This window comes from Methylobacterium sp. Leaf104, from assembly GCF_001422885.1.
Taxonomy (GTDB): Bacteria; Pseudomonadota; Alphaproteobacteria; order Rhizobiales; family Beijerinckiaceae; genus Methylobacterium.
Map to the genome: position 1 here is coordinate 733,640 of NZ_LMMZ01000001.1, position 22,117 is coordinate 755,756.

19 protein-coding genes are annotated in these 22,117 nt (G+C 71.3%); 15 read left to right on the forward strand and 4 right to left on the reverse strand.

Translation table 11 applies throughout. The features are described 5' to 3' along the window. Nucleotides 1-3: 3 nt before the first annotated feature. From ASF49_RS03450 to ASF49_RS03465, 4 genes are all read right to left on the reverse strand, one after another. The gene (locus tag ASF49_RS03450; RefSeq protein ID WP_056467609.1) at nucleotides 4-1,347 is read right to left on the reverse strand and encodes a BCD family MFS transporter; all 1,344 of its coding nucleotides are present in this window, start codon (nucleotides 1,345-1,347) and stop codon (nucleotides 4-6) included. Then, nucleotides 1,347-2,231, reverse strand: coding sequence for a chlorophyll synthase ChlG (chlG, locus tag ASF49_RS03455; RefSeq protein ID WP_056467613.1), 885 nt, complete (start codon nucleotides 2,229-2,231; stop codon nucleotides 1,347-1,349). The genes ASF49_RS03450 and chlG overlap by 1 nt, the downstream gene beginning before the upstream one ends. 133 nt (nucleotides 2,232-2,364) lie before the next feature. Then, nucleotides 2,365-3,810 carry a transcriptional regulator PpsR gene (gene ppsR, locus ASF49_RS03460; protein ID WP_056467616.1) on the reverse strand — a complete coding sequence of 482 codons (1,446 nt, stop codon included), beginning with the start codon at nucleotides 3,808-3,810 and terminating at the stop codon, nucleotides 2,365-2,367. Between the two features lie 71 nt (nucleotides 3,811-3,881). Beyond that, nucleotides 3,882-4,736 (reverse strand): cobalamin B12-binding domain-containing protein, encoded by an 855-nt coding sequence (locus ASF49_RS03465; RefSeq protein ID WP_243214305.1) that lies wholly within the window; start codon nucleotides 4,734-4,736, stop codon nucleotides 3,882-3,884. Nucleotides 4,737-5,074: 338 nt separating this feature from the next. Between ASF49_RS03465 and bchF the strand changes: the two genes are divergently transcribed. The 15 genes from bchF (at nucleotide 5,075) to bchI (ending at nucleotide 22,112) form a co-directional block, all read left to right on the forward strand. After that, on the forward strand, nucleotides 5,075-5,578 hold the full coding sequence (gene bchF / locus ASF49_RS03470) for a 2-vinyl bacteriochlorophyllide hydratase (RefSeq protein ID WP_156652790.1): 504 nt from the start codon (nucleotides 5,075-5,077) through the stop codon (nucleotides 5,576-5,578). After that, on the forward strand, nucleotides 5,575-6,867 hold the full coding sequence (locus ASF49_RS03475) for a ferredoxin:protochlorophyllide reductase (ATP-dependent) subunit N (RefSeq protein WP_056467619.1): 1,293 nt from the start codon (nucleotides 5,575-5,577) through the stop codon (nucleotides 6,865-6,867). Before bchF ends, ASF49_RS03475 begins: the two co-directional genes overlap by 4 nt. A 4-nt stretch (nucleotides 6,868-6,871) precedes the next feature. Further along, on the forward strand, nucleotides 6,872-8,449 hold the full coding sequence (gene bchB, locus ASF49_RS03480; RefSeq protein WP_056467622.1) for a ferredoxin:protochlorophyllide reductase (ATP-dependent) subunit B: 1,578 nt from the start codon (nucleotides 6,872-6,874) through the stop codon (nucleotides 8,447-8,449). After that, nucleotides 8,424-12,134, forward strand: a complete 3,711-nt coding sequence (locus ASF49_RS03485; RefSeq protein ID WP_056467625.1) for a magnesium chelatase subunit H — start codon at nucleotides 8,424-8,426, stop codon at nucleotides 12,132-12,134. Before bchB ends, ASF49_RS03485 begins: the two co-directional genes overlap by 26 nt. Then, complete coding sequence (gene bchL / locus ASF49_RS03490) at nucleotides 12,131-13,024, forward strand: ferredoxin:protochlorophyllide reductase (ATP-dependent) iron-sulfur ATP-binding protein (RefSeq protein WP_056467628.1); 894 nt, start codon at nucleotides 12,131-12,133, stop codon at nucleotides 13,022-13,024. The genes ASF49_RS03485 and bchL overlap by 4 nt, the downstream gene beginning before the upstream one ends. Nucleotides 13,025-13,038: 14 nt before the next feature. Beyond that, complete coding sequence (bchM, locus tag ASF49_RS03495; protein ID WP_056468053.1) at nucleotides 13,039-13,740, forward strand: magnesium protoporphyrin IX methyltransferase; 702 nt, start codon at nucleotides 13,039-13,041, stop codon at nucleotides 13,738-13,740. Continuing rightward, nucleotides 13,737-15,155, forward strand: coding sequence for an MFS transporter (locus tag ASF49_RS03500; RefSeq protein ID WP_056467631.1), 1,419 nt, complete (start codon nucleotides 13,737-13,739; stop codon nucleotides 15,153-15,155). Before bchM ends, ASF49_RS03500 begins: the two co-directional genes overlap by 4 nt. A gap of 12 nt (nucleotides 15,156-15,167) precedes the next feature. Then, on the forward strand, nucleotides 15,168-15,944 hold the full coding sequence (gene puhA / locus ASF49_RS03505; RefSeq protein WP_056467634.1) for a photosynthetic reaction center subunit H: 777 nt from the start codon (nucleotides 15,168-15,170) through the stop codon (nucleotides 15,942-15,944). Then, on the forward strand, nucleotides 15,941-16,627 hold the full coding sequence (gene puhB / locus ASF49_RS03510) for a photosynthetic complex putative assembly protein PuhB (RefSeq protein ID WP_056467638.1): 687 nt from the start codon (nucleotides 15,941-15,943) through the stop codon (nucleotides 16,625-16,627). The genes puhA and puhB overlap by 4 nt, the downstream gene beginning before the upstream one ends. 4 nt (nucleotides 16,628-16,631) lie before the next feature. Next, nucleotides 16,632-17,216 carry a photosynthetic complex assembly protein PuhC gene (puhC, locus tag ASF49_RS03515; RefSeq protein ID WP_082510779.1) on the forward strand — a complete coding sequence of 195 codons (585 nt, stop codon included), beginning with the start codon at nucleotides 16,632-16,634 and terminating at the stop codon, nucleotides 17,214-17,216. After that, the gene (locus tag ASF49_RS03520; RefSeq protein WP_056467648.1) at nucleotides 17,216-17,515 is read left to right on the forward strand and encodes a hypothetical protein; all 300 of its coding nucleotides are present in this window, start codon (nucleotides 17,216-17,218) and stop codon (nucleotides 17,513-17,515) included. Before puhC ends, ASF49_RS03520 begins: the two co-directional genes overlap by 1 nt. A 29-nt stretch (nucleotides 17,516-17,544) precedes the next feature. Further along, a complete protein-coding gene (gene acsF / locus ASF49_RS03525) occupies nucleotides 17,545-18,600 on the forward strand; it encodes a magnesium-protoporphyrin IX monomethyl ester (oxidative) cyclase (RefSeq protein ID WP_272481487.1) in 1,056 nt (351 codons plus the stop codon). Between the two features lies 1 nt (nucleotide 18,601). After that, nucleotides 18,602-19,453 carry a putative photosynthetic complex assembly protein PuhE gene (gene puhE / locus ASF49_RS03530; protein WP_056467655.1) on the forward strand — a complete coding sequence of 284 codons (852 nt, stop codon included), beginning with the start codon at nucleotides 18,602-18,604 and terminating at the stop codon, nucleotides 19,451-19,453. Between the two features lie 104 nt (nucleotides 19,454-19,557). Next, nucleotides 19,558-20,775, forward strand: a complete 1,218-nt coding sequence (hemA, locus tag ASF49_RS03535; RefSeq protein WP_056467659.1) for a 5-aminolevulinate synthase — start codon at nucleotides 19,558-19,560, stop codon at nucleotides 20,773-20,775. 365 nt (nucleotides 20,776-21,140) lie between these two features. Continuing rightward, nucleotides 21,141-22,112, forward strand: a complete 972-nt coding sequence (gene bchI / locus ASF49_RS03540; protein WP_243214370.1) for a magnesium chelatase ATPase subunit I — start codon at nucleotides 21,141-21,143, stop codon at nucleotides 22,110-22,112. Nucleotides 22,113-22,117 lie beyond the last annotated feature (5 nt).

Sequence of the window (22,117 nt, forward strand, 5' to 3'; positions counted from 1 at the left end):
ATCTCACCTCGTGGAAAGCGATGCCTCGAACGACGAAGGGCGGCGCAGGCCCCGCGGCACCTGCGTCGCCGGGGCGTGGGCGATGCGCAGGGCGAGGGCGGCGGCGAGCACGAAGAGCAGCGCCTCGGCGGCGAACACGCTGGCATAGGCGTCGACGACCCGGGGCGTGACGAGGCGGGCGAGGTCCACCGCGACCGTGCCGAGGAAGCCGCCGGCCCCGAAGGCCACGCCCTGGGCCGCGCCCCAGACACCCATCCGGGTGCCGCGCTCGGCCTCGCCGCCGGCCCCGGCCAGCGCCATCATCGAGCCGATGGCCGCCACCGCGAAGATGCCGTTGAACAGGCCGAGGGCGAAGACCGGCACCCGCAGGGGGAAGTCGGCGCCCGCGAGGCCGCCGCCGGCGATGGCGAGGAGCGCGATGCCCGAGCCGACGCAGCCCAGCGTGGTCCAGACCTTGAGGGAGCCGAGCACCGGACCGCCGATGCCCATGGTGACGCCCGCGACCGTGAGCATGCCGGCGAGCACGCCGCCGTGCTGCAGGCCCGCGAGCTTGGTGGTCACCCCCGGCGTCATCGCGAAGACGAGGCCGGCGAAGGGTTCGAGGATCAGTTCCTGCGCGCTGTAGGCCAGCATCGCCATGAAGATGAAGATCGTGAAGCGCCGGGATTCGGGCTCGGCCCAGACCCGTGCCAGCACCTCGCGAAAGGGGCGCTTCTCGGCCGCGTCGGTGCCGGCCGACGGGCGCGATGCCGGCTCGACGCCGCGCAGAGCGAGGGCGGCCAGCGTGAACGCGACGAGGGAGACCGTGCCGGAGACCGCGACCAGCCGTGCGCCCGAGAAGGGATCGAGGAAGTGCCCGGCCAGGGGCGCGGTGATGGCGAAGCCCGCGATCATCATCACCCAGACCACGGTGGCGGCGGCCCCGCGGCGGCGCGCGTCGACGCCGGTGGCGAGCAGCACCAGCAACGAGGTCCCGGCGGCGCCGGCGCCCATGCCGACGGTGAGAAACGAGAGCACCGCCAGGGCAAGGCCCGCATTCTGGTGCGTCTCGGCGAGGGCGGTGGCCACGGCGGCGCCGAAGCCCCCCAGCGCCAGGGCCGCCATGCCGCCGATGATCCAGGGCGTGCGCCGGCCGGTGCGGTCGGAGCCGTAGCCCCAGCGCGGGCGCAGCAGCTGCACCGCGTAGTGCAGGGCGATGAGTCCACCCGGCACGATCGCCGGGAGGGCGAGTTCCACCACCATCACGCGGTTGATGGTCGAGGTCATGAGGACCACGACGGCGCCGAGCGCGGTCTGCACGAGGCCGAGCCGGACGATGGCGAGCCAGCCGAAGGACGGGTTCGGCATCACGGACCTCCCTGGACGAGGGGCCGCAGGGCGAAGGCCGCCACCAGCATGCCGAGCACGTAGAGGGTGGTGCCGGTGCCGTTGTACCAGGCGGCCCGCTCGCGGGGCGCGGCCAGGAGGCGGCGCATCAGGACGAACTGCCCGAGCAGCAGGACGCCGATCACCGTGCCGTGCCAGAGACGGTTCCAGGCGAACAGGCCGAGGATGACGGCGACCTGCGGCACTGCCATGACGAGGCAGGCGAGGCGGGCGGCGCCCAGGGTGCCGAGCTGCACGGGCAGGGAGCGGATACCGGTGCGGCCGTCGCCCTCCACCGACTTGAAGTCGTTGAGGGTCATGATGCCGTGGGCACCGACCGAGTAGAGCAGCGCCACGAGGAGCACCCGCCAGTCCGGAACGGCGGCCGCCATCACGGCGGCCCCGGTGAACCAGGGCAGGCCCTCGTAGCAGAGCGCGACCGCCGTGTTGCCCCACCAGCCGTTGCGCTTCAGGCGCAGCGGCGGCGCGCTGTAGATCCAGGCCAGAACCAGGCCGAAGAGGGCGGCGCCGAGAATCCACGGCCCCAGGGCCGCGGCGACGAGGAGAGACAGGAGGGTCCAGCCGAAGGCGACGTAGAGGCCCCATCGCCCCGGCATGCGGCCGGAGGGTATCGGCCGGTGCGGCTCGTTGATCGCGTCGACGTGGCGATCGTACCAGTCGTTGACCGCCTGCGAGGTGGCGCAGACCAGGGGACCGGCCAGGATCACGCCGGCGGCGATGACCGGCCATTGTCCGGAGGGCGAGGCCCCGGAGGAGACGACGCCGCAGGTGAAGGCCCACATCGGCGCGAACCATGTGATCGGCTTCAGAAGCTCGACGAGGGCGCTGGGTGCAGGCGTTGCCATGGAGACGACGCTAGATTTTCACACCCGCGAGTGTCAAGTTTGATTTACAACATTGTCGTGAGCCGGGACGGTCCGGGAAATATATTGCCGATCGGGAAGGGGGTCGGCGCGTCGCGCACCCACCTGCGAAGCGTCACGCCTCGTCGGTGACGTCCCGTGCGTCGAGGTCGCCGATGCCGTAGCGATGCATCTTGGCGTAGAGGCCCTGCCGGCTCAGGCCGAGCATCTCGGCGGCCGAGGCGCGGTTGTCGCGGGTGATCCGCAGGGCGGCCTCGATGCAGAGACGCTCGATGAGATCGGTCGATTCGCGCACGAGGTTCTTCATCGAGACGCGCCCGACGAGCTCGGTCATCTGCTCGACCGACCGAGGCAACTCGCGGCCGCCGGACACGGCCGCCGCCCGCCGGGGGGTGGCGCGAAGGGTGAAGCCGATGCAGGGCTGACTGCCGCCCGTCACCGAGACGGCGGCCACCTCCACGTCCTCGAGATTGCCGTAGGCCCCACGGATGTGTGTCGGGAAGTGGCGGACGGAGCCGTGCTGGACCAGCGTCGCGAACAGGGCCGCGGCCTCCGATTCCTCGCGCCCGATCCAGTTGTCCAGCGGCTGGCCGCGAACCTGCTCCTCGGTCGCGAGCTGCACCAGATCGAGGAAGGCCGGGTTGGCCATGAGCACGCGCCGGGACTGGTCGGTGACGACGAAGCCCTCCGGCAGGTTCCGGAGGACATCGAGGGCGCCGGCACCGGTGCGGGCCGCACCGGTCTCCACCGGCTCCGGCGAGGCGAGGCGCAGGAGGATGCTGGTGGCGTTCTCCTGACGGAACAGCGAGGCGGAAACCCGCACCGCGCCGCGCCCGTGCCCGAGCTTGGCTTCGAGGTCGGCGGCCTGCCCGGTCACCCGGAGGCCCGCGAACAGCGCTTCGAGGTCGCGGGCGCCGACCGCGTCGAACAGGTCGACGGCGTCCTGACCGACGATCCGCTTCTCGGCGCGTCCGATGAGGCGGGAGGCGGCCGGGTTCACCTCGGTGACCCGCCGCGTCGCGGCGTCGACCACGAGGACAGGCTCCGATCCGAGCTGGAACAACAGGCGGTAGCGGGTCTCGGCCCCGCGCATGCGCAGGTAATCGCGCTCCAGCGCCTGCTGGGTCTCCGCCAGGGTCCGCTGCAGCGACGCCATCGCGCGCAGGTTTCGGCCGAGGACGAGGATCTGCCCGTCCTTCGCCAGCCGCATCGCGGCGTAGCGGACGGGCAGGTCGGTGCCGGTCGGTGAGACGTGGTTGACCTGGCGCCAGCGCGTGACCGCGTTGGGGGCGGCATCCTTGAGGAGGGCGGCGATCTTCGGGCGGCTCTCGACCGTCACCGTGTCGACCCAGGGCCGGCCCAGCCAGGTCTCGCAGCCCTCATCCGCCAGGTCGGCGCTGCCGAAGGTCGCTTCCCGGATCACACCTTCGCCGTCGATGACCAGGGACAGGTCCGTCGCGGCAGCCACCAGCAAGCCCGCCGCTTGCGCGTCGAGGGGGCCGAGTGACTTTTGAAGCGCCGCGAGCGCGTGGCTCGTGGCAGGAAGCGCCAGGCTGGTCACGGGTCACCACGTCTGGATGTGGTCGGGCAGGTCGGATCGGGAAGGGAGGCTAACTCGATCGGGTACGTCTTTCAGCAGGGTCTGACGGGCAGATCAAGCAGGCATTCTGCGACGGACAGGGCCGAGCGGGCGTCGCCCGCGCTCGCGTCGGCGCCGACGCGCCGGAAGCTGTCGGGATTCGCCGCGAAGGCTGGACCTCCAACCATCACCCGAAGCGCATCGTTCCGGGAATTTCGGCGCAACGCCGCCACGGTCTCGATCATGGTCGGGAACAGGGTCTCGCAGGCGAGGGACAGGCCGACGATGTCGAACCATTCCTCGCGGATGCACCGGAGGCTGTCCTCCTCCGGCTGCGAGACCGTGCAGGTGACGGACCAGCCGGCCTCGCGGAAGAACTGCTCCACGACCGTCAGGCCAAACCTGTGGGAATCTCCGGGGCAGGGCAGCAGCAGGATCTTCCGGTTGACGGGCGGGGCTTCCGGCTCGTTGCGGAAACGGCTGGTGACCTCCCGCATGATCCGCTGAAGCCGGCCCATCGCGCGCGTGACCTCGACGAAGTCGCAGAGGTCCTCCTCCCACAGGGTGCCGAGGTGGCGGGCGGTCGGCGCCAGGAGATCGAGGAGAAGGCTGTCGGTCCCGAGGCCGCTCGCCAGGAGATCGGCGAGCCGATTCTCAAGGTCGTCGCCGGCCGGATCGAGCATGAGGGCCGTGAAGGCCGCGATCTGCTCCTCGCTCGGCAGCACGTCCGTGGGCGCGGGAGCCGGTTCGATCCGGTGGGCGAGCATCAGGCGCGGAATGATCTCGGATTCGACGACGCGCGCGAGGTCCCGCTGCAGGCGGATCGCCTGCCCGAACACCGCGAGCTGCGCACTGATCCCAGCCTCGCACAGGTCCGCGACATCCCGGCTGGATGGTTCGTAGCGCAAGCGATCACCGAATTGCCTCACATCATCCATTGGTCCCTCCCAATGTGGCTGACGGCTTTGTGTCGGTTCGATCTTGCGCGTCGAATTCCGGGACGTCTGAGCACACGCCTCAGTACCCCGGCGCCGGGGAGGGACAGCTTTGCCGGTCCCTGCAATGAAGCTGCACGATACGCTCGAAATGCGCTTTATCAATACGACGACTATAACTATTTTGCATTCAATCTGTCATCAGCTTTTGACGTAAAGCTGGCTTGACACTCGTGGACCGCCTTCCTAACCTCCCTTCAACGAGACCCGGCGACCTGGTCGCAAGGGGCTCCGAAAGGGGGGCGGACAGCATGATCCGGAGAGCGGACAGGCCCAGGCGACCTCTCTACGACGCCGAGCAGCGCGCCCGTCGTGACGCGACCCGCTGGACCCTCGTCCAGGGTGTCCTCGCCCCGCTTCAATTCCTCGTGTTCGCCGTGAGTCTCGGCCTCGTCCTGCGCACCCTGTGGACAGGCGAGGGCGCGACGGCGGCCAACGCCTCCGTGGTGGTCAAGACCCTCCTCCTCTACGCGATCATGGTCACGGGCTCGATCTGGGAGAAGGCCGTGTTCGGCCGCTACCTGTTCGCGCCGGCCTTCTACTGGGAGGACATGGTCAGCATGCTGGTGCTGGCCCTGCACAGCGCCTACCTCGTGGCGCTGGCGACGGCCGCCTTCGACACCGGCGGGCTGATGCTCCTGGCGCTGGCGGCCTACGCCTCCTACGCCGTCAACGCCGCGCAGTTCGTGCTGAAGCTCAGGGCCGCCCGGCTCCAGGCGATGCCGGCCGGCTTCGTCGCGGAGGCCGCGCGATGAACGCCCACGCGCCGATTCCCGATCTTGCCGCCCCCGGTCTCGAGACGGGCTGCGACATCCGCCAGGAGCGCGGCCAGCGCGCGGTGTTCTGCGGTCTCACCGGCATCGTCTGGCTGCACCGCAAGATCCAGGACGCCTTCTTCCTCGTGGTCGGCTCGCGCACCTGCGCCCACCTCATTCAGTCGGCCGCCGGCGTGATGATCTTCGCCGAGCCGCGCTTCGCCACCGCGATCCTCGACGAGCGCGACCTCGCCGGTCTGGTCGACGCCAACGAGGAGCTCGACCGGGTGGTGCGCCGCCTCATCGAGCGTCGCCCTGACATCCGTCTCCTGTTCCTCGTGGGCTCCTGCCCCTCGGAGGTGATCAAGCTCGACCTGTCGCGCGCGGCCCAGCGCCTGTCGCAGAGCTTCCATCCCGACGTGCGGGTGCTGAGCTACTCGGGCAGCGGCATCGAGACCACCTTCACGCAGGGCGAGGATGCCTGCCTGGCCGCCCTCGTCCCCGAGATGCCGCGCGCGCCCGAGACCGCCGCCCCCGCGCTCCTCGTGGTCGGGGCGCTGGCCGACGTGGTCGAGGACCAGTTCGCCCGCCTGTTCGCCGATCTCGGCCTCGCCGAGGTGGCCTTCCTGCCGGCGCGCCGCGCCGGGTCCTTGCCGGCGGTCGGACCCAACACCCGGATCCTCCTCGCCCAGCCGTTCCTGGCCGACACCGCCCGCGCCCTCGAGGCGCGCGGCGCCCAGCGGATCGCCGCGCCCTTCCCCCTCGGCTCGGAGGGCACCACCGGCTGGCTCGCCGCCGCCGCCGCGGCCTTCGACGTGCCGGCGGAGCGCTTCGCGCGGGTCACGGCTCCGGGGCGCGCCCGGGCCGCGGTCGCCCTCGACCTCTACCGGGAGCGGCTCGCCGACAAGCGGGTGTTCTTCTTCCCCGATTCGCAGCTCGAACTGCCGCTCGCCCGCTTCCTCGCGCGCGAGATGGGCGCCGAACTGATCGAGGTCGGCACGCCCTACCTGCACCGCCAGCACCATGCGCCCGAGCTCGCGCTTCTGCCCGTCGGCACCCGGGTGGTGGAGGGCCAGAACCTCGATGCGCAGATGGACCGCTGCCGGGCGGCGAAGCCCGACCTCACGGTCTGCGGCCTCGGCCTCGCCAATCCGCTGGAAGCCGAGGGTCTGGCGACCAAGTGGTCGATCGAGCTGCTGTTCACCCCGATCCAGGGCTACGACCAGGCCGGGGACCTCGCCGAACTCTTCGCGCGCCCGCTGAAGCGCCGCACCCGGCTGGAGGTCTGACGCGATGCAGCTCACGCTCTGGACCTACGAGGGGCCTCCGCATATCGGGGCCATGCGGATCGCCACCGCGATGAAGGGCCTGCACTACGTGCTGCACGCCCCGCAGGGCGACACCTACGCCGACCTGCTCTTCACCATGATCGAGCGGCGCGACGCCCGCCCGCCGGTGACCTATACCACCTTCCAGGCCCGCGACCTCGGCGCCGACACCGCCGCGATCTTCCAGGATGCCGTGGCGCAGGCCTACGAGCGCTTCCGCCCGGACGCGATGATCGTCGGCGCCTCCTGCACCGCCGAACTGATCCAGGACGATCCGGGCGGCCTCGCCCGCGCCCTCGACCTGCCGATCCCGGTGATTCCCCTGGAGCTCCCGGCCTACCAGAAGAAAGAGAACTGGGGCGCCTCGGAGACCTTCTACCGGCTGGTCCGGGCGCTCGCCGGCGGCACGCCGACGCCCCGCACGGAGCGCCGCCCCCTCTGCAACGTCCTCGGCCCGACGGCCCTGGGCTTCCGCCACCGCGACGACCTCGTCGAGATCACCAAGATCCTCGGGGGCCTCGGCATCGACGTGAACGTGATCGCCCCGCTCGGCGCGACCCCGGCCGATCTCGGACGCCTCGGCGCGGCCGACTTCAACGTCGTGCTCTATCCGGAGATCGCCCGCGCCGCCGGCCTGCACCTCCAGAAGACCTTCGGACAGCCGATGGTCGAGACCGTCCCGATCGGCGTCCGGGCCACCCTCCGCTTCGTCGAGGAGGTGTCCGCCGCCGCAGGGGTCGACCCGGCGCCGGTGCTCGACGGCGCGCCCTCGCGCCTGCCCTGGTACTCGCGCTCGGTCGATTCGACCTACCTCACCGACAAGCGCGTCTTCATCTTCGGCGACGCCACCCACGCGCTGGCCGCCGCCCGGATCGCCGCCACCGAGCTCGGCTTCCGGGTGGTGGGTCTCGGCACCTACACCCGGGAATTCGCCCGCGAAGTCCGGGCCGAGGCCGCGCTCCACGGCATCGAGGCCACGATCACGGACGATTACCTCGACGTGGAAGCCGCCATCCAGGCCGCCCAGCCGGAACTGGTGCTCGGCACGCAGATGGAACGCCACATCGCCAAGCGCCTGGGGCTGCCCTGCGCGGTGATCTCGTCCCCGATCCATGTCCAGGATTTTCCCGCCCGGCACTCGCCGCAGATGGGGTTCGAGGGCGCCAACGTCCTGTTCGACACCTGGGTCCATCCCCTGATGATGGGCCTGGAAGAGCACCTGCTCGGCATGTTCCGCGAGGATGTCGAGTTCCACGGCGCGGCCGCGCCCTCGCACCTGCCCCGGCACGGCACCGAGGCGGTCGCGGTCGCCGGAGAGGCGCCCGGCCCGGCTGAACCACCCGTCGCCGCCGATGCCCTTTCCGCTCCGGCCGGACCGATCATCCTCACCTGGGCCACGGAGGCCGAGAAGGAACTCAAGAAGATCCCGTTCTTCGTGCGGGGCAAAGCCCGCGCGAACACCGAGCGCTTCGCGCGGGAACGCGCCCTGCCGCTCATCACTCTCGAGACCCTGTACGATGCCAAAGCGCATTTCGGACGCTGAGCGCCCGGCGCTCCGGGTCGTCCTCGTGACGATGGACAATCATGTGGCGAGCGCGCTGGAGCGCGCACGCCAGCGCCTGACCCGCGACCTGCCCGGCCTCGTCCTCGATTTCCACGCCGCCGCCGCCTGGGACACGGACCCCGCGTCCCTGGAGGCCTGCAAGGCCGACATCGCGCGCGCCGACATCATCGTTTCCACGATGCTGTTCATGGACGAGCACGTCCGGGCGATCCTGCCGTCGCTCCTCGCGCGGCGTCCGCATTGCGACGCCATGGTCGGCTGCCTCTCGGCTGGTGAGGTGGTGAAGACCACCCGGCTGAACCGCTTCGACATGGACGGCACCAAGCGCGGCGCCCTGGACTTCCTCAAGAAGCTGCGCGGCAAGCCCGGCGCCCAGGGCAACGGCGCCCGCCAGATGGCGATGATCCGGAAATTGCCCAAGATCCTGCGCTTCATCCCGGGCTCGGCCCAGGACGTGCGGGCCTACTTCCTCACCCTGCAGTACTGGCTTTCGGGCTCGGACGAGAACATCGCCAACCTCGTGCGCTTCCTGGTCGGCCGCTACGCCGCCGGCCCGCGCGAGGGCTGGCGCCGGATCGCCGCCGCCCCGGCGCCCCTGAGCTACCCGGAGACCGGCCTCTACCATCCCCGCATGGCTGGCCGGATCGGCGAGGACGTCGCGAAGGTGCCGGCGCCCACCGGCCCCCTGAAGGGCCGCGTCGGCCTCCTCGTCATGCGCTCCTACGTGCTCGCCGGGAACACCGCCCATTACGACGGCGTCGTCGCGGCCCTGGAGGCACGGGGCCTCGCCGTCGTGCCGGCCTTCGCTAGCGGCCTCGACAACCGCCCCGCCGTCGACGCGTTCTTCCGCCGCGACGGGCGCCCGACCATCGACGCCCTGGTCTCGCTGACCGGATTCTCCCTGGTGGGCGGCCCCGCCTACAACGATGCCGCCGGGGCACAGGCGCTGCTCTCGGAGCTCGACGTCCCCTACCTCGCGGCCCACGCCCTGGAGTTCCAGACCCTGGAGCAGTGGGAGGCGTCCGACCGGGGCCTCTCGCCGGTCGAGGCCACCATGATGGTGGCGATTCCCGAGCTCGACGGCGCCACGGCCCCGATGGTGTTCGGCGGACGTTCCAGCCGCTCGCTGGGCGCCAGCGCCCGCGACATGGTCGTGCATCCCGAGCGCGCCGACATGCTCGCCGCCCGCATCGAGCGCCTCGTCGCCCTCCGCCGCAAGGCGCGGGCCGAGCGCCGGGTCGCCGTGGTCCTGTTCGGCTTCCCGCCCAATGCCGGCAGCATCGGCACCGCTGCCTTCCTGTCGGTCTACCACTCGCTCCACAACACCCTCACCGCCATGAAGGACGAGGGCTACGCGGTCGAGGTGCCCGAGAGCGTCGACGCCCTGCGCGAGGCGGTGCTCGCCGGCAACGCCGCCCGGTTCGGAACGCCCGCCAACGTCCACCACCGCATTCCCGCCGACGAGCACGTCCGGCGCGAGCGGCACCTGGCCGAGATCGAGGCCCAGTGGGGTCCGGCGCCCGGGCGCCAGAACAGCAACGGCGCGCAGATCTTCGTGCTCGGGGCCCAGTTCGGAAACGTCTTCGTCGGCGTCCAGCCGGGCTTCGGCTACGAGGGCGACCCGATGCGGCTGCTCTTCGAGCGCGGTTTCGCCCCAACCCACGCCTTCTCGGCCTTCTACCGCTACCTGCGCGAGGATTTCCGGGCCGACGCGGTGCTGCATTTCGGCACCCACGGGGCGCTCGAGTTCATGCCCGGCAAGCAGACCGGCCTCTCGGGCGCCTGCTGGCCGGAACGCCTGATCGGCGCGCTGCCGCACATCTACCTCTACGCCGCCAACAACCCCTCCGAGGGCCTCCTCGCCAAGCGCCGCTCCGCCGCGACCCTCGTGAGCTACCTGACCCCGAGCCTCGCCCAGGCCGGGCTCTATCGCGGCCTCATCGACCTCAAGGCGTCCATCGAGCGCTGGCGCGCCCTGGAGCCCGAGGCCGTGGGCGAGCGCCGAGACCTCGCCGAGCTGATCCAGGCCCAGGGCGCCGGCCTCGACCTCGTGGCCGCTGAACCGGCCTGGAATGTCGACCTCGCCGGTCACGTCCATCGCCTGGCGGTCGCCCTGCACGAGCTGGAGCACACCCTGATCCCGCACGGGCTTCACGTGACCGGCGCGGCCACCCCGCCCGAGGAGCGGGTCGACATCCTGCTCGCCCTCGCGGAGGCCAGCCACGGCCTGATGCCGAGCCGCGCCGGCATCCGCGCCCTGGTCGACGGCGAGGCCATCGACTCCGCCTTGGCGCAGTCCGGCCTCGATCTCACCGAGGCCCACCGCGCGGCCTTCGCCGCCCTGCGCGAGACCGATCTCCTGTTGTCACAGGATCATGAGATCCGGGGATTACTCGCGGCCCTCGACGGTCGCTTCATCGCCCCCGTGGCCGGCGGCGACCTACTGCGGAACCCCGACATCCTGCCCACCGGGCGCAATCTGCACGGCTTCGATCCCTACCGGCTGCCCTCGGCCTTCGCGCTCGCCGACGGCGCGCGCCAGGCGGCCCGCCTGCTGGCGCGCTACCGCGACGAGGGCGCGGCGCTGCCCGAGAGCATCGCCCTCGTCCTGTGGGGCACCGACAACCTGAAGAGCGAGGGTGGCCCCATCGCCCAGGCACTCGCGCTGATCGGCGCGGCGCCGCGCTTCGACGGCTATGGCCGCCTCTGCGGCGCGACGCTGATCCCGCTGGAGACCCTCGGGCGTCCGCGCATCGACGTGGTCGTCACTCTGTCGGGGATCTTTCGCGATCTTCTGCCCCTGCAGACCAAGCTCCTGGCGGAGGCCTCCTACCTCGCGGCCATCGCCGACGAGCCGGAGGAGCGGAACTTCGTCCGCAAGCATGCCCTGGCGCTCCAGGCCGAGCACGGCATCGACCTCGAGACCGCCGCGCTCCGGGTCTTCTCCAACGCGGAGGGGACTTACGGGGCCAACGTCAACCAGCTGGTCGAATCCGGCCGCTGGGAGGATGCCGACGAGATCTCCGAGACCTTCGCCCGGCGCAAGTCCTTCGCCTACGGCCGCACCGGCGTGCCCACCGCCCAGCGCGCCCTCATGGGCAGCGTGCTGGCGACCGTCGACCTCGCCTACCAGAACCTCGACTCGGTCGAGGTCGGCGTGACCTCGGTGGACCATTACTTCGACGGCCTCGGCGGCATGGGCCGCGCCGTCGCCAAGGCCCGCGGCGAGGCCGTGCCGATCTTCATCAGCGACCAGACCCGCGGCGAAGGCGTGGTGCGCTCGCTGACCGAGCAGGTCTCCCTGGAGACCCGCACCCGGATGCTCAACCCGAAATGGACCGAGGGCATGCTCGGCCACGGCTACGAGGGCGTGCGCCAGATCGAGGCGCACCTCACCAACACCCTGGGCTGGTCGGCCACCACCAACGGCGTCGCCCCCTGGGTCTACCAGCGCATCACCGAGACCTACGTCCTCGACCCCGCCATGCGCGAGCGCATGGCGGCCCTCAACCCGACCGCTTCGGCCAAGGTGGCTCACCGGCTGATCGAGGCGCACCAGCGCGGCTTCTGGACCCCCGACGCGGAGACGCGCGACGCGCTCGACCGCGCCGAGGAGGAACTCGAGGACCGCGTCGAAGGCATCACCGCAGGGGTCGCCGCATGAACATCGCCATCCGCAATCCGGTCGCCGCGCGCCGCCCCGAGGGCAGTGTCCAGGTCGAACTCGACCCGAACCTCAAGATCGGCACCGCCAAGGTGTTCGCGGTCTACGGCAAGGGCGGCATCGGCAAGTCGACCACCTCGTCGAACCTGTCGGTGGCGTTCTCCAAGCTCGGCAAGCGCGTCCTGCAGATCGGCTGCGACCCGAAGCACGATTCGACCTTCACGCTGACGAAGCGCCTGGCGCCGACGGTGATCGATGCCCTGGAGGCGGTGCAGTTCCACTCCGAGGAGCTGCGCATCGAGGACTTCGTGGCGGAAGGCTACAACGGCGTCATGTGCGTCGAGGCCGGTGGTCCCCCGGCGGGCACCGGCTGCGGCGGCTACGTCGTCGGACAGACGGTGAAGCTCCTGAAGGAGCACCACCTCCTGGAGGACACCGACGTGGTGATCTTCGACGTGCTCGGCGACGTGGTCTGCGGCGGCTTCGCCTCGCCCCTCCAGCATGCCGACCAGGCCCTCATCGTCACGGCCAACGACTTCGATTCGATCTTCGCGATGAACCGGATCGTCGCGGCGATCCACGCCAAGGCGAAGAACTACCCCGTGCGGCTCGGCGGGGTCATCGCCAACCGCTCCGCCAAGACCGACGAGATCGACCGCTTCAATGCGGCGACCGGCCTCGAGCGCATCGCGCACTTCCCCGATCTCGACGTGGTCCGGCGCTCACGCCTGAAGAAGGCGACGCTGTTCGAGATGGAGGAGACGCCCGAACTCCTGGCCGTCACCACCGAGTACATGCGCCTCGCCGCGCATCTCTGGGCCGGCGGCAAGCCGCTCGACGCGATCCCGATGAAGGATCGCGACCTGTTCGAATTCCTCGGCTTCGATTGAGCGGGCGCCGCACCATGACCTCGCACAGCTACGCCGCCCGCCGCTCCCAGCTCACCACCTACTTCGACCGCACCGCCGTCGAGGCCTGGGCGCGCCTGACCTCGGACGCGCCGGTCTCGAAGATCCGCGCCACCGTGCGGGCCGGGCGCGACGCCATGCGGGCCAACCTCCTGTCCTGGCTTCCCGCCGACCTCACGGGCAGGCGCCTGCTCGATGCCGGCTGCGGCACCGGAGCGCTCAGCCTGGAGGCCGCCCGCCGCGGCGCCGAGGTCGTCGCCATCGACGTCTCGCCGACGCTGATCGGGCTCGCGCGGGAGCGCACCACCCTGTCGGGGCCGGGGCGCATCGACTTCCGGGTCGGCGACATGCTCGATCCCGCCCTCGGCCGCTTCGACGTAGTCGTCGCGATGGATTCGCTGATCCACTACGCCACGCCCGACATCGTCCAGGCCCTGGCGGCCCTGGCGGCGCGGACCGATGACGGGATCCTGTTCACGGTGGCGCCGCGCACGCCGCTCCTCACCCTGATGCACATGGCCGGCCGGGCCTTCCCACGCGGCGACAGGGCGCCCGCCATCGTCCCCGTCGGCGAGGCGGATCTGCGCCGGCGCGTGGCCGCGGAGCCGGCCCTGGCCGATATCCGGATCGGCCGCGCACACCGGGTGAACAGCGGATTCTACCTGTCCCAGGCCTTCGAACTCCGGCGGGCGCCATGACCCGCCTCGGCGCGTCCATGGCCCGCGCGATCCAGCGCGTCGGCCCCGGCTTCCTGCCCTTCGCCGACGCGGCGACGGCGGAACTGCCCATGGGGCGCCTGCTGCGGCTCGCCCTGTTCCAGGTCACGGTCGGCATGGCCGCCGTGCTCCTCATCGGCACGCTCAACCGGGTGATGATCGTCGAGCTGGCGGTCCCGGCCTGGATCGTCGCCGTGATGCTGTCGCTGCCACTGATCTTCGCGCCGTTCCGCGCGCTCGTCGGGTTCCGCTCGGACACCCATCGCTCGGTGCTGGGCTGGCGCCGGGTGCCCTACATCTGGTTCGGCACGCTGCTGCAGTTCGGCGGGCTGGCCATCATGCCCTTCGCCCTGCTGATCCTGTCGGGCGACACCACCGGGCCGGCCTGGCCCGGCCACGTGGCCGCTGCGCTCGCCTTCGTCATGGTGGGGGCCGGCCTCCACACCACCCAGACCGTGGGCCTGGCGCTGGCCACCGACCTCGCCCCGGCCCATGCCCGGCCCCGGGTGGTGGCGCTCCTCTGCGTCATGCTGCTGGCCGGCATGGTGGTGAGCGCCGTCGCCTTCGGGCTGCTGCTGGCGGATTTCTCGGCCCTGCGCCTGATCAAGGTGATCCAGGGCGCGGCGCTCCTCACCGTCGTGCTCAACGGCATCGCCCTGTGGAAGCAGGAGCCGCGCTCGCCCAGCCGCACGGCGCGCGAACTGCCCCGGCCGGGCTTCTCGGAATCCTGGGCGCTCTATGCCGGCAAGGGCCGGGCGCGCCGCCGCCTCGTCGCCACCGGGCTCGGCACGGCCGCCTTCTCGATGCAGGACATCCTGCTGGAGCCCTATGGCGGGCAGATCCTGCACCTGCCGGTGGCCGCTACCACGGCGCTGACCGCGCTGCTGGCCGCCGGCGGCGGCCTCGGCCTCCTCATCGCGGCCCGCTGGCTCGACCGGGGCGGCGACGCCTTCCGGGTCGCGGCCTCCGGCGCGGGGGTTGGCATCGCGGCCTTCTCGGCCGTGGTCTTCGCCGCGCCGCTGGATTCCGCCCGCCTGTTCGCGGTCGGCGTCGCCCTGATCGGCCTCGGCGGCGGCCTGTTCGCCCACGGCACGCTCACGGCCTCCATGGCCAAGGCCGGCCCCGAGGATACCGGCCTGGCGCTCGGCGCCTGGGGCGCCGTCCAGGCGAGCGCGGCCGGCCTCGCCATCGCGGCCAGCGGCATCCTGCGCGACCTCGGCGCGCATCTGGCCGAATCCGGACATCTCGGCGAGGCGCTGAACCTGCCCTCCACCGGATACCTCATCGTCTACCACATCGAGATCGCGCTGCTGTTCGCGACGCTGCTGGCCATCGGCCCGCTCGTCCGCGCCGAGAGCCGCGCGCCTCTTCCTCGATCCTTGCCCCGCTCAGCCTGAAGGAGACCGGCCATGCCGAGAGGTGAAATCACGGGCTACGTCGACGTCGCGCAGGTGGTCCTCTACGCGTTCTGGATCTTCTTCGCCGGCCTCGTCTTCTACCTGCGCCGCGAGGACCGCCGCGAGGGCTACCCGCTCGAATCCGAAGCCGCCCGCGGCCGGGCGATGCCGCCGGATCCGTTCCTGATCCCGTCGCCGAAGGAATTCCTCCTCTCCAACGGCCACGTGAAGCACGCGCCCCAGACCGGCGAGCGCACCCCCTGGAACTACCGCGGCCACAAGCACGAGGTCTGGCCGGGCGCTCCCCTGGAGCCCGACACCGACGGCCTGCACGACGCCATCGGCCCCGGCTCCTACGCCGACCGGGAAAGCAGCCACGACGAGACCTGGAACCGCGAGAAGCGCATCGTGCCCCTGCGGGTGGCCGACCACTTCGTGGTCCACGAGCTCGGGCCGAACCCCATCGGCATGTCGGTGTTCGGGGCCGACCGGCAGGTGGCCGGCACGGTGAGCGACCTCTGGGTCGACCGGGGCGAGTCGATGGTGCGCTACTACGAGGTCGAGCTCGGGGCCGGCGGCCGGCGGGTGCTGATGCCCGCCACCTTCTGCCGGACCGGCCGCTTCTCGCAGAAGGTCACGACCGAGGCGCTGCTGGCGCACCAGTTCGCCGACATCCCCACCACCAAGGATCCGGATTCGGTCACCCTCAACGAGGAGGAGCGGATCATGGCCTTCTTCGGCGGCGGCACCCTCTACGCGACCCCCACCCGCCAGGAGGCCATCCTGTGAGCCGGTCCACCGAGCGGCCCGCGCCGCACCTCCCCGCCAACGCCTTCGATGCACCGCCCGGCCTGCCGGCCCCGCTGCCGGCCGGCGAGCATATCCTCTGGCAGGGCCGCCCCTGCGGCTTCGGCATCGCCTTCCGGGCGCTGCATCTCACCCTCGTCGGTGTCTGGTTCGCCGGGCTCGCCCTCTGGGCGGCGCTCCCGGCGGCCCTGTCCGGACGGACGCTGGAGGCCGCGTCCCTGGCGCTGCCCACCCTGGCGATCGGAACCGGCGCGGTTCTGCTCCTGGCCCTCCTCGGCTGGCTCTCGGCCCGCACCACCACCTACACCATCACCAACCGCCGCGTGGTCATGCGGGTGGGCATCGCCCTGCCGATGACCCTGAACCTGCCCTTCGCCCTGGTGGAGGCGGCCGGCTGCCACCTCTACGGCGACGGCAGCGCCGACCTGCCCCTACGCCTGCGCCCGGGCAACCGCATCGCCTACCTGCACCTCTGGCCGCATGCCCGGCCCTGGCACGTCAACCGGCCCGAGCCGATGCTGCGTACGGTCGCGCAGGGCGGCGAGGTCGCCAAGATCCTGGCCCGTGCCCTCGCGGCGCACCGCGAAGTGCCGGAGGAGGTGGCCGGACCCATCGTGCTGCGGCCGCGCGTGGCACCCGGTCCCCGTCTCGCGACGGCGAGCTGATCCGATGAACCCGCATCCCCTCGCACGGACCGCCGGCCGCACCTCGCGAGGCCTCGTCGCCGGGGTCGGCCTCCTCGTCGCCTTCGTGGTCCTGGCCATCACGGTCGGCCGGGTCGAGAGCGTCGGCCTCACGCGGATGGAGCCGGCCCGGCCGGTTCAGAGCCTGGCCCTGCGGGTGGACGATGCGGCGGACGGTTCGATCGCGCTGCGGGACGCGGAGCGGGGCGACCTCGTCGCCACGGTCCGGCCGGGGGAGGACAACTTCATCCGCGCCACCCTGCGGGGCTTCGCGCAGGGCCGCCTGCGGGCCGGCCTCTCCCGCGGGGTGCCGTTCCGGCTGACACGCTTCGACGACGGCTCGCTGCGCCTCGAGGATTCGCTCACCGGCCGCAGCGTGGATTTCGGCGCCTTCGGTCCGTCGAACTACGCCGCCTTCGCCCGGTTGATGCCCGCCGAATCCAGGCTCGCCCAAGATGTGTGCCCGACCGCCTTGCCATCGGACAGTATTCCGGGGTCTTGTGACAGGGCGCCCACGAACGCCGAACCGTCAAGGAATTCGGCGAAGGGCGCGAAGGGAGCCGCACCATGATGGCTTGGCTGAACGGACGCCGCACCGTCGACGTCCCCTGTACCGTCGAGATCGAGCAGACTTCGGAAAGTCTGCATGCCCACGTGGTCCTCGACGCCAATTTCGAGATCGAGCCCGGCGACGCCGTGCAGGTGCACGACGCCCCGACCTCCGTCCCCTACGGCGAGCGCCTCGTCGTCCGGCGCACCGCCACCGTGACCCGCGCCGGACGCCTGGAACGCCTCTGGACGAAGCTCGCGGGCCATCTCGAACTCACCGAACTCTACGAAGTCAGCTTTTCCGAGAGGAGGCGCCTGTGACCGCAGCGATCCAGCAGCCCACCCCGAAAATCGCACACAAGTTCCCCATGAACGAGGGCACCAAGGCCGCCCAGGAGACGACCTTCCTGTCGCCGCGATTCTACACCACCGATTTCGAGGAGCTCGACCGCACCGATGTCGAGCCCGTGCGGGCGGAGTGGAACAAGCTCATCGCCGAGCTGCGCGCCGACCCGAACAAGCGCCACTTCACCCGCAACGCGGAATTCGATCTCGACATGTCCGGGCTCGACCCGGCCCTGCGCAAGGAGTTCATGGACTTCCTGGTCTCGTCGATCACCGCCGAGTTCTCGGGCTGCGTGCTCTATGCCGAGATGCGCAAGCGCGCGAAGAATCCCGACATCCGCGAGCTGTTCGGCTTCATGAGCCGCGACGAGGCGCGCCATGCCGGCTTCATCAACGACGTGCTGAAGGATTTCGGCATCGGCGTCGATCTGGGCTTCCTGACCAAGTCGAAGAAGTACACCTTCTTCCGGCCGAAGTTCATCTTCTACGCCACCTACCTGTCCGAGAAGATCGGCTACGCCCGCTACATCACGATCTTCCGCGAGCTGGAGCGCAACCCGGACCGCCGCTTCCACCCGATCTTCAAGTGGTTCGAGAAGTGGTGCAACGACGAGTTCCGCCACGGCGAGGCGTTCGCGCTGCTGATGCGCGCCAACCCGAAGCTGACCTCCGGCGTCAACCGCTACTGGATCAAGTTCTTCCTGCTCGCGGTCTTCGCGACCATGTATGTCCGCGACCATTGCCGCCCCGCCTTCCACGAGGCGCTCGGCGTCGATCCGAGCGACTACGACTTCCAGGTCTTCCGGATCACCTCCGAGATCTCGAAGCAGACCTTCCCGCTCACCCTCGACCTCGAACACCCGCGCTTCAAGCAGGCGCTGGACCGGCTCCTGGCCTGCTCCATCGGGATCGCCGACGCCAAGGCGCAGGGCGGCCTCCTGGGCAAGCTGAAGCACGGCGCCTGGATCGCCGCCTCGGCGGTGAACTTCGCCCGGCTCTACGCCCTGCCGACCCTCGACAACCCGATGCCGGCGGAGATCCGCCTCGAGCCGGTCTGGTAGGATGGCGGCCTACGCGCTCCCCGCCCTCTACGCGGTGCTGGTCTGGTGGTTCTCCACCGGCCTCATCCTGCTCCTCGACCATCGCCCGCGCGCCACCCACGCGGCCAGCATGGTCGCGGGCACGGGCGTGCTCGCCCTGGCGCTCTGGGCCATCGGCGCCTCGGCCGGGGACGCCAGCGCGGGAAGCGCGTACGTCGCCTTCACGGCGGCCCTGGTGGTCTGGGGCTGGCAGGAGATGAGCTACTACATGGGCTTCGTCTCCGGCCCGCGCGCCGTCGGCTGTCCCCCGGGCGCCCGGGGCCTGGCGCGCTTCCGGGCGGCGGCGGCCACCAGCCTGTGGCACGAGGCGGCCATCGTCGCCGGCGGCCTCGCGATTCTCGCCCTGACTTGGCGCCAGCCGAACCACTTCGCCCTGTGGACCTACCTCGTCCTCTGGGGGATGAACCTCTCGGCCCGCCTCAACCTGTTCCTCGGGGTTCGCAACCTCAACGCCGAGTTCCTGCCCGAGCACCTCGCCTATCTCGGCAGCTACCTGCGGGTGCGCGCCATGAACCCGCTGTTCCCGGTCTCGGTGACGGCGGCCGGCCTCGCCACCGCCGCCCTGGCTCTGGCGGCTCTGGCCGAGGGCATCACGGCCCACGAGGTCGCGGGCTTCAGCATCCTGGCGACCCTGATGGCGCTCGCCACCCTGGAGCACGGCTTCCTGATGCTGCCGTTGCCCTCGGCCGCCCTCTGGCAGTGGAGCCTGCCGAAGGTGTCCCGCTCCGGTCCGCTGCCGTCGCCGGTCCCGGCCGCGCGCCGGGAGGGCGCCCGCGCGAGCGAGCCGCGCCTCGCCGAGGCGGAGAGCCACTGACGTCACCCGGACCGCCCCGGCGGACCGGCCCAATCGACGCCGCCGCGGCGGCAGGAGAGGCGAGCGGGCCAGAACCCGCCGTGCAACGAGGGAAGGGGACGGGCATGAACTACGAAGAGATCTTCGGCTCTGCTTTGGCCGGCCTGCATCGCGAGGGGCGCTACCGCGTCTTCACCGACCTCGAACGGCAGGCGGGCCGGTTCCCGCACGCGACGCACCACACCCCGGCCGGGACGCGGCCCGTGACGGTCTGGTGCTCCAACGACTATCTCGGCATGGGCCAGAACCCGGCCGTCCTCGGCGCCATGCACGAGGCTTTGGACCGCTGCGGCGCCGGAGCCGGCGGCACCCGCAACATCTCGGGCACCAACCACTACCATGTGCTGCTGGAGGGCGAGCTCGCCGACCTGCACCGCAAGGAGGCGGCCCTCCTCTTCACCTCCGGCTACGTCTCGAACTGGGCGGCTTTGGGCACCCTCGGGTCGCAGATGCCCGGCTGCGCCGTCTTCTCGGATTCCGGCAACCACGCCTCGATGATCGAGGGGATCAAGGCCAGCCGGGCCGAGCGCCACATCTTCCGCCACAACGATCCCGAGGACCTCGACCGCAAGTTGCGCCTGGTCGACCCGGCCCGCCCGAAGATCGTGGCCTTCGAATCGGTCTACTCGATGGATGGCGACATCGCCCCGATCGCGGAGATCTGCGACGTCGCCGAGGCGCACGGCGCGCTGACCTATCTCGACGAGGTCCACGCGGTCGGGCTCTACGGGGCACGCGGCGGCGGCATCTCGGAGCGCGACGGCCTCGCCCATCGCCTAGACGTCATCGAGGGCACCCTCGGCAAGGCCTTCGGGGTCCATGGCGGCTACATCACGGGATCGACCAGGCTCTGCGACTTCGTGCGCAGCTTCGCCTCGGGCTTCATCTTCACCACCTCGCTGCCGCCGGCCGTCGCGGCGGGTGCGGCGGCCAGCATCCGCCACCTCAAGGCCAGCGGCGCCGAGCGCGCCCGGCATCAGGAGCGGGCGGCCACGGTGCGGGCGCGCCTCGACGCCGCCGGCATTCCCTACCTGTCCAACGAGAGCCACATCGTGCCGGTGATGGTCTACGATCCGGTGCTGTGCAAGGCGATCAGCGACACCCTGCTCGACGAGTTCGGCATCTACGTCCAGCCGATCAACTATCCGACCGTGCCGCGCGGCACCGAGCGCCTGCGCATCACGCCCTCGCCGCTGCACTCGGACGAGGACATCGACCACCTGGTCGGCGCCTTGAGCGCAATCTGGAGCCGGATGGGCGTGCAGCGGGTCGCGGCCGAGTAGGCCGCGCCACGAGCCCTCCCGCGGTTCGAGGGAGGGTGCCTGCGGAGCGTGCGGGCCGGGACGACGTCCCGCGAGAGGGGGCGGCCTTTCCGAACGCCACGCCCCCCTTCATCGATCCCGCCGACGCGGGCCGCGGTCTCCCGGGGAGGGCAGAAGGCGCTGCACACCGGGCGCCGGGACCAGGAAAGACCAAGCGCATGAACCTGAACGGATCGATCCGCGCGATGCCTCTGAAACCGGTCTCCACCGTGTCCGCGCGCGAGAAGCCGCCGATCCTTCGGGCCGCGGCGCCGGACAAGGCACCGCGCAGCCTCCCGGCTGCCGCACCGACCTTTCCGTTCTCCGCGATCGTCGGCCAGGACGAGATGCGCCGGGCGCTGCTTATCGCCGCGGTCGACCCGTCGGTGGGCGGCGTCCTGGTGTTCGGCGACCGCGGCACCGGCAAGTCCACGGCCATCCGGGGCCTCGCCGCCCTGCTGCCGCCGATGGCGGCGGTGGTGGGCTGTCCCTATGCCTGCGATCCCGGCCGGCCGGCCGAGCACTGCCACCATTGCCGCGAGCAGGCGGTGCTGCCCGCCGAGTCCGTCCCGGTCCCGGTGGTGGATCTGCCCCTGGGCGCCACGGAGGACCGGGTGGTCGGCGCCCTCGACCTGGAGCGGGCCCTGACGCGCGGCGAGAAGGCCTTCGAGCCGGGTCTGCTGGCGCGGGCCAATCGCGGTTTCCTCTACATCGACGAGGTCAACCTCCTCGAGGACCATCTCGTCGACCTCCTCCTCGACGTCGCCGCCTCCGGCGTGAACACCGTGGAGCGCGAGGGGCTGAGCATCCGCCATCCCGCCCGGTTCGTCCTCGTCGGCAGCGGCAATCCGGAGGAGGGCGAGCTGCGGCCCCAGCTCCTCGACCGCTTCGGCCTCGCCGTCGAGGTGACGACGCCCACAGACCTGCCGACCCGCATCGACGTGGTCCGCCGCCGCGACGCCTACGAGCGCGATCCGGCCGCGTTCTGCGCGGGCTACGCCAAGGCCGACCGCGCCATCCGGAAGGCGCTCACCGCCGCCCGCGCCCGGCTTCCCGGCCTGAGCGTTCCCGACGCCACCCTGGAGGCCGCCGCGCGCCTCTGCCTCGCGCTGGGCACCGACGGCCTGCGCGGCGAACTCACGCTGATGCGCACGGCCCGGGCGCTCGCCGCCTACGAGGGCGCCGAGACGGTGGATCTCGACCATCTGGCGCGGATCGCCCCCTCGGCCCTGCGCCACCGCCTGCGCCGCAACCCCCTCGACGAATCCGGCTCCACCGCGCGGGTCGCCCGCGCCGTGGAGGACCTCCTCGCCCCATGAGCCCC